The organism is Streptomyces sp. CA-210063, from assembly GCF_024612015.1.
Classification (GTDB): domain Bacteria; phylum Actinomycetota; class Actinomycetes; order Streptomycetales; family Streptomycetaceae; genus Streptomyces.
In genome coordinates this window covers 10486833-10500594 of sequence record NZ_CP102512.1, presented here as the reverse complement: position 1 = coordinate 10500594, position 13762 = coordinate 10486833, and the positions used below count along the sequence as shown (strand labels likewise).

Sequence of the window (13762 nt, the reverse complement as noted above, 5' to 3'; positions counted from 1 at the left end):
GCGAGCCGGAAGGCATGGGGCTCAGGCGGGCTCCCGGTCAGTGCGGTTTCGCTCCTCAACTGTCGAAGTCGACCGTGAGCGTGTCGGAGACGGCGAAGGTCTGGCAGGTGAGGACGTAGCCCTCGGAGACCTCGGCGGGTTCGAGGGCGTAATTGCGGCGCATGTCGGCCCGGCCGTGGGTGACGAGGGCTCGGCAGGTGCCGCAGACGCCGCCCTTGCAGGCGAACGGCAGGTCGGGGCGGGCCTGTTGGGCGCCGTCGAGGATGCTGCGGTGGCTCGGGGCGGAGTACGTGGTGGCCCGGCCGTCGAGGACCACGGTGACCTCGCTCGTCGGGCCCGCGGAGGTGACGTCGTCGCGTTCGGCCGTGGGCGGCGCGGGTGGCTCCTCGTCCGCGTGGAACAGCTCCAGGTGGACGCGGTCGGCCGGTACGCCGAGGCCGGAGAGGATCGTGCGGGCGTCGCGGACCATGCCGTGCGGGCCGCACAGCCACCAGTGGTCGACACCGCTGACGTCGACGAGGGCGTCGAGCAGCGCGGTGAGCCGGTCGGTGTCGAGGCGGCCGGAGAGCAGTTCCGCTTCGCGCGGCTCGCGGGACAGGACGTGGGCGAGCTGGAAGCGGGCCGGGTACTGGTCTTTCAGGTCGGCGAGTTCGTCGGCGAACATCACGGTGTCGGTGCGGCGGTTGCCGTACAGGAGGGTGACGCATGCGGCGTCGTCCGCGCCGAGGAGGGACGCGGCGATGGACAGCATCGGTGTGATGCCGGATCCGGCGGCGACGAGCACATGGTGGCCGAGGGGACCGGCATCGGTGGGATCGGGGGTGAAGGCCCCGGCCGGGCCCATGACCTCCAGGGTGTCCCCGGGGCGTACGCCGTGGACGAGCCACGAGGAGAACAGCCCGCCCGGTACGACGCGGACGCCGATGCGGAGCGGTGTCCCGGCCGGTGAGCAGATGGAGTAGGAGCGGCGCTCGTCGCGGCCGTCGATCTCGCGGCGCAGGGTGAGGCACTGGCCGGGGAGGAAGACGAACTCCTCGGCCAGCCGGTCGGGGAGGTCGAAGGTGAGGGCGGCGGCGTCGGCGCACAGCGGCTCGACGGCGGCGACGCGCAGGGCGTGGAAGGCCGGACGGCGGCGGACCTGTACGGCGGCGGGAGGTGCGGAGTTGGTCATCAGAGGTCCTTGACGTGCTCGAACGGCTCCAGACAGGCGCGGCAGCGCCGCAGTGCCGTGCAGGCGGTGGCGGCGAAGCGGGAGATCTCCTCGGTGTCGGCCGAGGTGCAGCGCGGGCAGGGTACGGCGGTCGGGGCGAGGGTCAGAGTCAGCCGGACCCGCCCCGGTTCGGACTCCGGGGTCCGCCGGGGTCCGGGCGGTGCGATGCCGTACTCCGCGAGCTTGCGGCGGCCTTCGTCGGTGATCCGGTCCGTGCTCCACGGCGGGTCGAGCACCGTCACCACCCGGACGGCGGGAAAGCCCGCGGCGCGCAGCCGGGTGGCGACCTCGGCGCGCATCTCGGCCAGGGCGGGGCAGCCCGAATAGGTCGGGGTGAGTCGCGCGACGACAGTGCCGTCCTGTTCCACCTCGATGCCGCGGAGCACGCCGAGGTCGGAGAGCGTCAGCATCGGCAGTTCCGGGTCGGGGACCAAGGAGGCGATGTGCCGGGCGCGTTCCGTCTGTTCCGCGTGATGTTCGGAACGCTCCGTCGCGGTCACCATGCCGCGTCCGGGTGTGCGCGGGCGACGCTCTGCAGTTCGGCGAGGAGGGGTGCCAGGTGCTCGGTGTGGTCCGCGTTCCGGCCGGAGCCCGGGACGGAGGACGACGACATGAACATGGACGCGGGACCGAGCGGCATGACCTCGGCCGGGCCGAGTCCCGCTGCCACGAACACGTCGGCGAGCCACAGCCGGGTCCGGTCGGCGACAACGGCGGAGGCCGCGCCGAGGCGTTCCGCGGCCCGGTCGGTCAGCAGCTCGTTCAGCCACGGGGCGATGCCGTGCAGGGCGGATTCCAGGCGGGCGCGGGACTCGGCGGTCCCGTCGCCGAGCCGTACGGTCCACCCGGCGGCGTAGTGACGGTGATAGGCCAGCTCCTTGACGCTCTTCGCCGCGATGCCGGCCAGCACCGGGTCGGGTGCGGCGGTCAGTTCCTCGAACAGGGCGAGCCGCCAGGTGGACAGCACCAGCAACCGGGCGACGGTGAACGCGAAGTCTCCGCCCGGCAGTTCGGCGAGTCGTACGTTGCGGCAGTCGGCCGGATCACGGAAGTAGGCGTACGCGTCCTCGCCGCGCCCCGTGCCGTCGGCGCGGCCGGTCCTGGCGTACAGCAGACGCGCCTGGCCGAGCAGGTCCAGACCGATGTTGGCCAGCGCCAGTTCCTCCTCCAGCTCCGGGGCGCGGGTGCACCACTCGGCCAGCCGCTGGGCGGACACCAGGGCGTCGTCACCCAGCGCCAGGCAGCAGGCGGCCAGGTCACCGGCGTCGACGCCGTCCGGTACCGCCTGGTCCACGCCGTGCAGCGGGTCGGTGAAGCCGGTGCCGAATGCCCACCGCGTGTCGTCGTGATCGACGTACAGGTCCTCGTCGCTCATGCGCTGCTCCTGGATGTGAGGGATTAGATGTGAGGGACGTCGTCGGGGATGTCGTAGAAGGTGGGGTGCCGGTAGACCTTGTCGGCGCTCGGCGCGAAGAAGGGGTCCTTCTCACCGGGGGTGGACGCGGCGATGGTGTCCGAGCGCACGGCCCAGATACTGACGCCCTCGTTGCGCCGGGTGTACAGGTCCCGGGCGTGGGTGAGAGCCATGGCGTCGTCGGCCGCGCGCAGGGAGCCGACGTGGACGTGGTTGAGGCCGCGCTTGCCGCGGACGAACACCTCGTACAGCGGCCAGTCACCCCTGGTCGATCCGCTCATGCCACCGCTCCTTCACGCGCGCGTGCTGCCTGCTTGGCCGCGTGGGCGGCGGCCGCCTCGCGCACCCAGGCGCCTTCCTCGTGTGCGGCCCGGCGTCGCGCGATCCGTTGGGCGTTGCACGGCCCGTCACCGGAGATCACGCGCTTGAGCTCGTCCCAGTCGGGAGCGCCGAAGTCGTGGTGCCCGCGTTCCTCGTTCCAGCGCAGCTCGGGGTCGGGCAGGGTGACACCCAGCTTCTCGGCCTGCGGAACGGTCATGTCGACGAACCGCTGCCGCAGTTCGTCGTTGGTGTGCCGCTTGATCCTCCAGGCCATGGACTGGGCCGAGTTGGGCGAGTTGTCGTCCGGCGGGCCGAACATCATCAGCGACGGCCACCACCAGCGGTCCACCGCGTCCTGCACCATGGCCCGCTGTTCGACGGTGCCGCGCATCATGGTCAGCAGCAGTTCGTATCCCTGCCGCTGGTGGAAGGACTCCTCCTTGCAGACGCGCACCATGGCGCGTCCGTACGGGCCGTACGAACTCCTGCACAGGGGCACCTGGTTGCAGATCGCGGCGCCGTCCACGAACCAGCCGATCACCCCGACGTCGGCGAAGGTGCGGGTCGGGTAGTTGAAGATCGACGAGTACTTCTGCCGGCCCTCGATCAACCGCTCGGTCAGGTCCGAGCGGTCCGCGCCCAGGGTCTCGGCCGCCGAGTACAGATACAGCCCGTGCCCGGCCTCGTCCTGCACCTTGGCGAAGAGGATCGCCTTGCGGCGCAGCGACGGCGCACGCGTGATCCACTCGCCCTCCGGCTGCATACCGATGATCTCCGAGTGCGCGTGCTGGGCGATCTGCCGGACGAGCGTCTTGCGGTAGCCGTCCGGCATCCAGTCCCGGGGCTCGATCCGCTGGTCGCGGGCAATGGTGTCCTCGAAGGCGGACTCGGGGCTCCGGGGCTCCGGGGGTGCGGTGGCGGCGGGGGTGTTCATGGTGTGCGTGTCCCGTCGTATTCGGTGGGTGAATGGGTCAGGTGGGGGTGAGTGCGTCAGTGGCCGCGGAAGGCGGGGCTGCGGCGTTCGAGGAAGGCCGCGACGGCCTCGTGGTGGTCCTCGGTGGCACCGAGCCGCCGCTGGATCACGGCCTCGCGTTCCAGCGCCGCCGGCAGGGGCGTGGTGGCAGCGGACCGCAGCAGTGCCTTGGTCTCCCGGTGGGCGGCGGTGGGTCCGTCGGCCAGGGAACGGGCGAGGGCCAGCCCTTCGGCCGTGGCCGAGCCGTCCGGTACGACGCGGTGTACCAGGCCCCACTGTTCTGCGTCCCGCGCGGAGAACTGGTCGCCCAGGAGCATGAGTCCCGCGCTCCGTGAGGGGCCGAGCTGGCGGGTGAGGGCGCGGGCGACGCCGGAGTCGGAGGTCAGGCCGATGCCGGTGAAGGCGGTCGCGAAGCGAGCACTTTCACCGGCGACCCGCACGTCGGCGCAGAGGGCGATGCCGAGCCCAGCCCCGACGCAGGCTCCCTCGACGGCCACGACGAGCGGGACCGGCAGCGCGTGCAGCTCCTTGATCAGCGGGTTGTAGTCGTTGGGTATGTTCGCGAAGGCCGCGGCGGGCGCGGTCTTCAGCAGCCGGGCGTGCTCCTTGAGGTCCTGGCCGACGCAGAAGTGCCTGCCGCGGGCCGTGATCAGGGCCGCTCGCACGCCGCGCGCGGTGGCCGTGGTCAGGCGCCGTGCCGCCATGAGGAGGGCGCTGCGCAGGTGCGTGTCGAGGGTGTTGCCGCTCGCGGGTCCACGCAGCTCGATGACGGCCACGGCGTCGGTGACGTCGTATGCCACCCCGTACGGGGCGGAGTACCCGCCCGCCTGAGTCTCGGTGGCCGCCCCGTCGGTCACTGCCATGAGTGGAACCCCTGACCGGTCTTGCGGCCCAGCTCGCCGCGGGCGACCTTCTCCCGCAGCAGCCCGGGCGGGGCGAACCGCTCCCCGAGCGTCGCGTGCAGGTGTTCGGCGATGGCCAGCCGCACGTCGAGACCCACCAGGTCGGTCAGGCGCAGCGGCCCCATCGGGTGTCGGTAGCCCAGGCGCATGGCCGTGTCGATGGCCTCCGGGTCGGCGACCCCCTCCTCGACCATGCGGATCGCCTCCAGACCGAGGGCGAGGCCGAGGCGGCTGCTGGCGAACCCGGGCGAGTCCTGGACCACGACCTCCTGTTTGCCGAGGGCGTGCGTCCAGCCGACCGCCGCTGTGAGGGTCTGCCCTGTGGTGTCGGGAGCGAGGACCAGTTCGACCAGTGCGGAGACGGGGACGGGGTTGAAGAAGTGCATGCCCAGGAAGCGTCCGGGGTGCTTCAGGGCCGCCGCGAGTTCGGTGACCGGCAGGGAGCTGGTGTTGGTGGCGAGCACGCACCGCTCCCCCACGGCCTGTTCGGCGGCGCCGAGCAGCCGGGCCTTGAGCTTGGCGTCCTCGGGTACCGCCTCGACGACCAGATCGGCGTCGTGGGGCAGTTCGGCGATCGCGGTCACGGCGGTGACCCGGTCCGGGTCGCCGTCAGCCACCGGGTCGCTGAGTCCCCCGCGCTCGGCGGCGCGCCGCAGCCCGGTGGCGATCCGGTCCAGGGCGGCGGCCGCGGCCGCGCCGTTGTGCTCCACGACGACCACCGACGACCCGGCGGCCGCGAACGACTGGGCGATCCCGGCGCCCATCCGGCCGCCGCCGATCACCCCCACGACGGCGGGTGGTGCTGATGCCGAGGTCATGCCCGGCCTCCGTTCTTCTCGTTCTTCTCCAGGAAGCGCGTCGTGCGCTCCTCCTTGTCGCCGCCTTCGAACAGCACGGCCTGGGCGAGGTCGTCGGCCACCGGGTGGGCGCCCGGGGCATCCGTGACGAGCTTGGTGAGCTGCAGGGCGAGCGCGGAGAAGCGGGCCATGCGGTCGAGCAGGGCGTGCGCCTCGGCGGTCAGCCGGTCGGCCGGTACGACGTCCATGACCAGGCCGCAGGCGAGCGCGGCAGGCGCGTCGAGGTTCCGTCCGGCGAGCAGGACCTGCTTGGCCACCGACTCGCCGACCAGCTCTCCCAGCCGCCAGCACGCGCCGGCGGCGGCCAGGATGCCCAGGCCCGGTTCGGGGTTGCCGAAGACCGCGCCCGGTCCGGCGATCCGGATGTCGCAGGCGTATGCCAGCTCGGCGCCGCCGCCGAGCGCCCAGCCGTCCACGGCGGCCACGGTGGGCATGGGCAGCCTGCGCACGCGCTCGAACAGGCGGCTGTTGATGCCCTGAAGCGCCTCGTCGCGGCCGCGCCGCCGCAGTTCGGCGATGTCGGCACCGCCGGCGAAGACCCCGCCGTGGCCGGTGAGCAGCAGCAGTTTGGGGTCGCGCTCCAAGTCCTCGCACACGCGGTGCAGTTCGGCGATCATGCGGCCGCTGATGGCGTTGCGGGCCTCGGGCCGGTGCAGAGTGACGACGATCCGGTCCGCGTGCTCCTCGACCAGCAAGGTGTCGTACGACGTACTTGTGGGCGTGCTCATGGCCGCTCCACGAGCATCGCCACGCCCTGTCCGACGCCGACGCACAGGGTCGCCAGTCCCCGGCGGGCGTCCTCGCGTTCCATGCGGCCGAGCAGGGTGAGCAGGATGCGGGCGCCGGAGCAGCCCAGCGGGTGGCCGAGGGCGATGGCGCCGCCGTCGGCGTTGACGCGGTCCGCGTCGAGCTTCAGCCGGCGGACGACCGCCAACGCCTGAGCGGCGAAGGCCTCGTTCAGCTCGACCGCGTCCAGGTCACCGGCCGTCCATCCGGCCCGGTCCAGCGCCTTGACGGTGGCCGGAACAGGACCGAGCCCCATCAGGTGGGGCTCGACCCCGGCCGAGGCGGCGGTGACGACACGGGCCCGGGGAGTGAGCCCGTACCGCTCGACCGCCGCCCCGCTCGCCACCACCAGGGCCGCGGCCCCGTCGGACAGCGGCGAGGAATTGCCCGCGGTGACGATTCCGTCGGCGCGGAAGACGGTGCGCAGTCCGCCCAGCCTCTCCAACGAGGTGGACGGCCGGGGCCCCTCGTCCTGGGTGACCTCGCCGTCCTTCACCGGCACCGGGACGATCTCTTTCGCGAAGCGGCCCGCCTGCTGGGCGGCGAGCGCCCGCCGGTGGCTGCGCAGCGCGAAGGCGTCCGCGTCGAGGCGGGTGATGCCGTCCAGAGCGGCGACCTCCTCCGCCGTCTCGCCCATCGACAGGGTGGTCGTGGCGGGGAAGCGGGGGTTGGTGAAGCGCCAGCCGATGGAGGTGTCGTGCACCTGGCCGGGCCGGGCCCAGGGCGTGCCGGGCTTGGCCATCACCCAAGGGGCGCGGGTCATCGACTCCACTCCGCCCGCCACGACCAGGTCGGCCTCCCCCGCCCGTATCGCCTGGGCGGCCGAGGCGACGGCCGTCAGCCCGGAGGCGCAGAGCCGGTTGACGGTGTAGCCGGGCACGGTGTGCGGCAGTCCGGCCAGCAGTACCGCCATCCGGGCCACGTCCCGGTTGTCCTCGCCGGCCTGGTTGGCGGCGCCGAGGATCACCTCGTCCACGGCGTCGGCCGGGACCCCGGAGCGCCGTATCGCCTCCCCGACGACGAGGGCGGCCAGGTCGTCGGGGCGTACGGACGCCAGGGCGCCGCCGTAACGGCCCTGCGGGGTGCGGGCCCCGTCGATCAGATAGACCTCGTCAGGCATCGGTGTTCTCCTCGGCGAGCGCGGACGCGGGTGCGTGGCGGCGGGACTGGACGACCGAGAAGCGGCCGGTGACGAACGCCGGGTCGGTGAGGGCGGCGTTGGCGGCGGGGTTGGCCGCGGTGCCGTGGAAGTCGCTGAAGGCGGCGGACTGGTTGACGAAGACGCCGCCGGTCAGGTTCTCCGACAGGTGCACGCCCGCCTCCAACGCGGTCGCCCGTGCCGCCTCCAGTACGCCCTCGTGGGTCGCGTACACGGAGGCGGTCAGGGCGCCGTGCCGCCGCACGGTGTCGTGCAGAAGCCGCAGGCTGTGTGCGGTGGAGTCGGTGCCGATGACGAAGGAGACCGGCCCGAACCACTCACTGGTGTACGTCTTCTCGTCGGCCTCGGCGTCGAGCCGGGCCACCAGCGGGGTGCGGACCACCGCCTCCGGGGGGTCGGGGTGAGCCAGTTCGCGGGAGGGGTGGGCGGTGCGGTCCAGTGCCGCCGCCTCCGCCAGGCGCCCCAGCACCCCGGGGTTCACGATCGCGCCGAGGGTGGCGGCGGCGCGGGCCGGGTCGCCGAGCACCTTGTCCAGGGCGGCGCCCAGGTCGGTGGCGAACTCGTCGGCCGTACGCGGCCCTTGATCGGTCGGGAAGCCGTCGCGGGGGACGAGGATGTTCTGCGGAGTGGTGCACATCTGGCCGCTGTAGAGGGAGAGCGAGAACGCCAGGTTGCGCAGGAGCCCCGCGTAGTCGTCCGTGGAGTCGACGACGACGGTGTTGAGCCCGGACTTCTCCGTGTGCACGACGGCCTGGCGGGCGTTGGCCTCCAGCCAGTCGCCGAACTCGCTGGAGCCGGTGAAGTCCACGATGCGTACGTCGGGGTGGGTGGCCAGGGCGGGCGCGGTGCGCTCGCCGTCGCGCTCGGCGGCGAGCAGCACCACGTCCGGGTCGAATCCGGCCTCCGCCAGGACCTCGCGGGCGATGCGCACGGTGATCGCCAGCGGCAGTACGGCCCGCCGGTGCGGCTTGACCACCACCGGGTTGCCGGTGACCAGGCTCGCGAAGAGCCCCGGATAGCCGTTCCAGGTGGGGAAGGTGTTGCAGGCGATCAGCACCGCCACTCCGCGTCCGACAGGGGTGAAGGTCTTGTCCATGACGAGTGGGCCGCCCCTGCGTCGCGGCTTGCTCCAGCGGGCGGTGGCCGGATGGCGCCGCTGCTCCTGCCAGGCGTACGCGACCGCTTCGAGCCCGCGGTCCTGGGCGTGCGGGCTGCCTGCCTGGAAGGCCATACCGAAGGGCTGGCCGGTGGTGTGCTGGACGGCGTGCGCGATCTCGAAGCTCGCCGCGTTCAGCCGGGCCAGGATTTCGGCCGCGACGCCGGCCCGGGTGTCCGGGCTCGCGGCGCGCCACGCCACGGCGGCTGCCTTGGCCGTCGCGACCGCGACCTCGGGCACCAGGTGGGGGTAGCTGATGCCGAGGGGAAAGCCGTAGGGGGAGACCTCGGCGGCGGGGACGGTACCGGTCGTGGGGTGCCCTTCGAGGGGGAAGGGACGGCCGAGGCGGCCGCGGAAGGCGGCCTCGCCCAGCTCGGGTGCCCCGGCTCCGTACGCGGAGGTGCTGGGGGTTTCCGGGTACGGCGTCCAATAGCCGCGGTCGGCGGCACGCTCCACCGCCTGGTGGAGAAGATCCGTATGGCGTACGAAGAAGTCGGGGTGTGGGTCAGTGGACACGAGGGGCTCCTGGCCGAACGTTCGGTAGGTCGGTGGGTGCGGAGCACCCAGGCGGACGAAAGGAAGTTGAGGGGCCGGATCAGATGTCGGCGAGCAGGATCACCGGACGCTCCACGCAGTCGGCCACATAGCGCAGGAAGCCGCCGGCCACACCGCCGTCGCACACCCTGTGGTCGAAGCTGAGGGAGAGCTGCATGACCTTGCGCACTGCGAGCGCGCCGTCCACCACCCAGGGTTTGTCGACGATGCGGCCCGCGCCGAGCAGGGCGGCCTCCGGGTGGTTGATGATGGGCGTGGATCCGTCCACGCCGAACACGCCGTAGTTGTTGAGGGTGAAGGTCCCGCCGGTCAGACGGTCGGGCGGCAGGCTCCCGTTGCGGGCGAGATCGGTCAACCGGGTGAGTTCGGCGGCCAGTTGTACGGTCGTCATGTGCTGGGCGTCGCGGACGACGGGGACGACCAGGCCGCGTTCCGTCTGGGCGGCGAAGCCGAGGTGCACCTCGCTGAAGCGGACGATCTCGCGCCGCTCGGTGTCCACCGTGGAGTTCAGTTCCGGGTAGCGGCTGAGTCCGGCGACGCAGATGCGGGCCAGCAGGGCCAACAGCCCGATGCGGCGGCCGGGTTCGGCAGCCTCCAGTGCCTTCTTGGCCTGGAGCAGGCCGGTCGCGTCCACGTCGACCCAGGTGGTGGCGTCGGGGATCTCGGTGCGGCTGCGGGAGAGCTTGTTCGCGATGGCACCCCGTATTCCGCGCAGCGGGATGCGCTCGGGACCGTCGGGTGACCTTGGCGCCTCCGGCGCGGGCGCCTGCTGAGCCGTGGCGTCCGCCGTGACGCCGGGGCCGGTGGCCGCCTGCGGGGCCAGCGCGATGGCCTGCTCCACGTCCCGTCTCAGGACGACGCCGGCGGGACCGGACGGCGCCAGACCGGCGAGGTCGACACCGTGGTCCCGGGCCATCCTCCGAACGAGGGGGGAGATCACCCGGGGTGCGTGTGACGGTCCTGCCGGGGCAGGGGCCGGGGCCGGGGCCGGGTGCCCGTCGTGCGCCGGTGTTCCGGCGCCGATCTGGGCCTCGGCATCGGCAGCCGCGGCACCGGTGCTTGAGGTGCTCGCGCCCCCGGTCGCCTCGCCCGGGGCCACCGCGGCGGCGCGCCGACGGCGGCGGCGTGAAGTCGCCGGGCCGTGGCCGGTGCCGTAGCCGATCAGGACGTTGCCGGAACCGGCCTGTTCCTCCTCCCTATAACGCTCCGCGGCCGCGTCGACCGACACCGGCCCGCCCGGCGCCGTACCGGAGGTGCCATCGGCCGTACCGGCCCCCGGCGCCCCGGGGCGAGGTCCGCCACCGGACCCGACGGCGCCCCCGACACGCCCGGCCCCCTCGGAGGCTGCGACGCCGCCGGAGGCCGGCGCCCCCACCGTGATCAGCGGCTCCCCCACCGCCAGGGCCGTGCCCGCCTCCGCGTGCAGCCGCAGCACGGTGCCCGCGTACGGGACCGGTACCTCGACCGCGGCCTTGGCGGTCTCGACCTCGACCACGATCTGGTCGATCGTCACCGTGTCGCCGACCGCGACCTTCCACTCGATGATCTCTGCCTCGGCCAGTCCTTCGCCGAGGTCGGGCAACCGGAACAGCTGCTCCTGGAGCGTTGCGGTGGTCATGCGACCGCTCCCCTCAGGAGGTGCCGGGTGTCCGGCTCGTCGGCGAGTTGGAGGCGGTCGACGGCGTCGAGGATCCGGTCGACGCCGGGCAGGTGCGCGTGCTCCAGCTTCGGCGGCGGATACGGGATGTCGAAGCCTGCGACCCTCAGGACGGGTGCGGCCAGCGAGTGGAAGCAGCGTTCCTGCACGCGTGCGGCGATCTCCGCCCCGACACCCGCGAAGCCCTGGGCCTCCTGGACGACCAGACAGCGCCCGGTCCGGCGTACGGATGCCGTGACCGTCTCGTCGTCGAAGGGCACCAGGGTCCGCAGGTCGACGACCTCGAGTTCGATGCCCTCGGCCGCGGCGGCTTCCGCGGCGGCCAGGGCCACCGGAACCGACGGCCCGTACGCGACGACCGTGGCGTCACGGCCCTCTCGCCGGACCGCCGCCCGCCCGAACGGCAGAGCGGCGCGCCGCTCCAGGTCGGTGTCCTCCCGCGACCAGTACAGCTTCTTGGGCTCCAGGAAGACCACCGGGTCGGGGTCGGCCACGGCGTCGCGCAGCAGCCAGTACGCGTCCTCGGCCGTCGCCGGGGTGACGACCTTGAGTCCCGGCGTGTGCGCGTAGTACGCCTCGCTGGAGTCGCAGTGGTGCTCGACTCCGCCGATGCCGCCCGCGTACGGGATGCGGATCACCATCGGTAGCGTGAGCCGCCCCCGGGTGCGGTTGCGCAGCTTGGCGACGTGCGAGGCGATCTGCTCGAAGGCGGGGTACGCGAAGGCGTCGAACTGCATCTCCACCACGGGCCGGAAGCCGCCCATCGCCATGCCGACGGCCAGTCCGACGATTCCGGCCTCGGCCAGCGGGGTGTCGAAGCAGCGCTGCTCGCCGAAGTCGCGGGTCAGTCCGTCGGTGATCCGGAAGACGCCGCCGAGGGGGCCGACGTCCTCGCCGAAGACGAGTACGCGCTCGTCCTCGCGCAGCGCGTCGCGCAGAGCGGTGTTCAGCGCCTGCGCCATCGTGACCTTGGCCATGGCCGTCAGTCCTCCTGAGTCTGAAGCGTGGTGGGTTCGTCGGCTTCGGCGAGATCGGCCAGCTCGGCGGCCAACAGGGCGCGCTGTTCGCGCAGTTGCGGGGTCGGCTCGGCGTAGACGTGGTCGAACAGCTCCAGCGGGTCGGCGACGGTGTCCGCGTTCATGCCCGCGCGCAGGTCGGCTGCCCGGGTCTCCGCCTCCTCCCGCACCGCCGCGACGTCCTCGTCGGTGAGCGCGCCGCGCGCCCGCAGGTGTGCCTCCAGTCGGCTGAGCGGGTCGGCGGCGCTCCACCGCTCGACCTCCTCGTCGTCCCGGTAGCGGGTCGCGTCGTCGGCGTTCGTGTGCGCGTCCATCCGGTAGGTGTGCGCCTCGACCAGGAAGGGACCGTGCCCGGCGCGGGCGTGCTCGACGGCCGCGGTCAGCACCGCCAGCACGGCGACCAGGTCGTTGCCGTCGACCTGCTCGGAGCGCACCCCGTAGCCGACACCCTTGTACGCGAGGGCGGGCGCCGCGGTCTGCCGGGCCAACGGCACGGAGATCGCGTACTTGTTGTTCTGGACGAAGAAGACGACCGGCGCGCGGAAGACGGCCGCGAAGTTCAGCGCCTCGTGGAAGTCGCCCTCGCTGGTGGCGCCGTCCCCGACAAGGGCCATCGCCACACCGTCCCCGCCCTTGCGGCGCAGCGACTCCGCCATGCCTGTGGCGTGCAGCACCTGGGTGGCCAGCGGCGTGCACTGGGGTGCGACGCGGGTGGCGGCCGCGTCGTAGCCGCAGTGCCAGTCGCCGCGCAGCAGCGTCAGTACCTCGAGGGGGTCGATGCCGCGGGTGACCAGGGCCATGGAGTCCCGGTAGGTCGGGAAGAGCCAGTCGTCCGGGCGCAGGGCGAGTACGGCGCCGATCTGGCATGCCTCCTGACCTCGGCTGGACGGGTAGACAGCGAGCCGCCCCTGCTTGGTGAGCGCGGTCGCCTGGGTGTCGAACCGGCGTCCCAGGACCATCCGCCGGTAGGCGTCGCGCAGGGTCTCGACCGGGGGCTCGGTGTATCCGGCCGGCGGCCTGGCCACCGGGGTGCCGTCCTCGGCCACGAACCGCACCGGCGTGAGGGACGGCAGGAGGACCTGGACCGTCTGTCGGAGGCTCTTCACGGACATGGAGGGCACTCACTTTCTCTGGACACTTGACAGGAGAATGGTCGCCATAACGGAATATGTGTTCAACACTTCGGCTGAACCAGCGATGAACTGCCAATCTGAGCGCACCGGGAGGGCAATGTGTCCGAGGAAACCTCACCGCCGGGGTCGGTACCCGGACGAACTGCCGTTCCGCTCGACGACATCGACCGGCAGATCCTGGCCCGGCTGCTCAGGGACGGCCGGGTGTCGGTCCGGGCACTCGCGGAGGACGTGCACATCTCACGCGCCAACGCGTACACGCGCATCGGCAGGCTGGTGGCGGAGGAGGTCATCACGGGCTTCACCGCGCAGCTCAACCCGCAGCGGGCGGGCCTGGGCACGAGCGCGTACGTGACGTTGACCATCGAGCAGAACGCCTGGCGTGACATCTCGCGCGAGCTGCGCGACATGCCGTACGTCGAGCATGTCGTCCTCGTCACCGGCGACTTCGACGTCCTGGTGCTGGTCCGCGCACCGGACAACCTGGCGCTGCGCCGCCTCGTGCTGGAGAGCATCCAGGCGGTGCCAGGCGTGCGCGCGACCCGCACCTGGCTGGTCTTCGACGAGGTGCGGGGACGCGGCGCCGACTGGACCGCCTGACCGGCCGGCCGGAGCCCGGGGAA

General features: G+C 72.7%; 14 protein-coding genes. 1 reads left to right on the top strand and 13 read right to left on the bottom strand.

The window, feature by feature from the left end:
• Nucleotides 1-55: 55 nt before the first annotated feature.
• The 13 genes from paaE to pdhA form a co-directional block, all read right to left on the bottom strand.
• Nucleotides 56-1171 carry a 1,2-phenylacetyl-CoA epoxidase subunit PaaE gene (paaE, locus tag JIX56_RS45745; protein WP_257550134.1) on the bottom strand — a complete coding sequence of 372 codons (1116 nt, stop codon included), beginning with the start codon at nt 1169-1171 and terminating at the stop codon, nt 56-58.
• Nucleotides 1171-1713 (bottom strand): 1,2-phenylacetyl-CoA epoxidase subunit PaaD, encoded by a 543-nt coding sequence (gene paaD / locus JIX56_RS45740; protein WP_257550132.1) that lies wholly within the window; start codon nt 1711-1713, stop codon nt 1171-1173. Before paaD ends, paaE begins: the two co-directional genes overlap by 1 nt.
• Nucleotides 1707-2585 (bottom strand): 1,2-phenylacetyl-CoA epoxidase subunit PaaC, encoded by an 879-nt coding sequence (paaC, locus tag JIX56_RS45735; RefSeq protein WP_257550130.1) that lies wholly within the window; start codon nt 2583-2585, stop codon nt 1707-1709. The genes paaD and paaC overlap by 7 nt, the downstream gene beginning before the upstream one ends.
• Nucleotides 2586-2608: 23 nt before the next feature.
• Nucleotides 2609-2905, bottom strand: coding sequence for a 1,2-phenylacetyl-CoA epoxidase subunit PaaB (gene paaB / locus JIX56_RS45730; RefSeq protein WP_257550128.1), 297 nt, complete (start codon nt 2903-2905; stop codon nt 2609-2611).
• Entirely contained in the window at nt 2902-3879 is a 978-nt protein-coding gene (gene paaA / locus JIX56_RS45725; protein ID WP_257550126.1) for a 1,2-phenylacetyl-CoA epoxidase subunit PaaA, read from the bottom strand. Before paaA ends, paaB begins: the two co-directional genes overlap by 4 nt.
• A gap of 56 nt (nt 3880-3935) precedes the next feature.
• On the bottom strand, nt 3936-4781 hold the full coding sequence (locus JIX56_RS45720) for an enoyl-CoA hydratase/isomerase family protein (protein WP_257550124.1): 846 nt from the start codon (nt 4779-4781) through the stop codon (nt 3936-3938).
• A complete protein-coding gene (locus JIX56_RS45715) occupies nt 4772-5638 on the bottom strand; it encodes a 3-hydroxyacyl-CoA dehydrogenase family protein (protein WP_257550122.1) in 867 nt (288 codons plus the stop codon). The genes JIX56_RS45720 and JIX56_RS45715 overlap by 10 nt, the downstream gene beginning before the upstream one ends.
• The gene (locus JIX56_RS45710) at nt 5635-6405 is read right to left on the bottom strand and encodes an enoyl-CoA hydratase/isomerase family protein (RefSeq protein ID WP_257550120.1); all 771 of its coding nucleotides are present in this window, start codon (nt 6403-6405) and stop codon (nt 5635-5637) included. Before JIX56_RS45710 ends, JIX56_RS45715 begins: the two co-directional genes overlap by 4 nt.
• Nucleotides 6402-7583 (bottom strand): thiolase family protein, encoded by a 1182-nt coding sequence (locus JIX56_RS45705; RefSeq protein ID WP_257550118.1) that lies wholly within the window; start codon nt 7581-7583, stop codon nt 6402-6404. Before JIX56_RS45705 ends, JIX56_RS45710 begins: the two co-directional genes overlap by 4 nt.
• The gene (paaN, locus tag JIX56_RS45700) at nt 7576-9294 is read right to left on the bottom strand and encodes a phenylacetic acid degradation protein PaaN (protein WP_257550116.1); all 1719 of its coding nucleotides are present in this window, start codon (nt 9292-9294) and stop codon (nt 7576-7578) included. The genes JIX56_RS45705 and paaN overlap by 8 nt, the downstream gene beginning before the upstream one ends.
• Nucleotides 9295-9373: 79 nt before the next feature.
• The gene (locus tag JIX56_RS45695; RefSeq protein WP_257550114.1) at nt 9374-10951 is read right to left on the bottom strand and encodes a dihydrolipoamide acetyltransferase family protein; all 1578 of its coding nucleotides are present in this window, start codon (nt 10949-10951) and stop codon (nt 9374-9376) included.
• The gene (locus JIX56_RS45690; RefSeq protein WP_257550112.1) at nt 10948-11967 is read right to left on the bottom strand and encodes an alpha-ketoacid dehydrogenase subunit beta; all 1020 of its coding nucleotides are present in this window, start codon (nt 11965-11967) and stop codon (nt 10948-10950) included. Before JIX56_RS45690 ends, JIX56_RS45695 begins: the two co-directional genes overlap by 4 nt.
• Nucleotides 11968-11972: 5 nt before the next feature.
• Nucleotides 11973-13118, bottom strand: coding sequence for a pyruvate dehydrogenase (acetyl-transferring) E1 component subunit alpha (pdhA, locus tag JIX56_RS45685; RefSeq protein ID WP_257550110.1), 1146 nt, complete (start codon nt 13116-13118; stop codon nt 11973-11975).
• A 120-nt stretch (nt 13119-13238) separates the two neighbouring features.
• Between pdhA and JIX56_RS45680 the strand changes: the two genes are divergently transcribed.
• Nucleotides 13239-13739, top strand: coding sequence for an Lrp/AsnC family transcriptional regulator (locus JIX56_RS45680; RefSeq protein ID WP_257550108.1), 501 nt, complete (start codon nt 13239-13241; stop codon nt 13737-13739).
• The last annotated feature ends 23 nt before the right edge of the window (nt 13740-13762 follow it).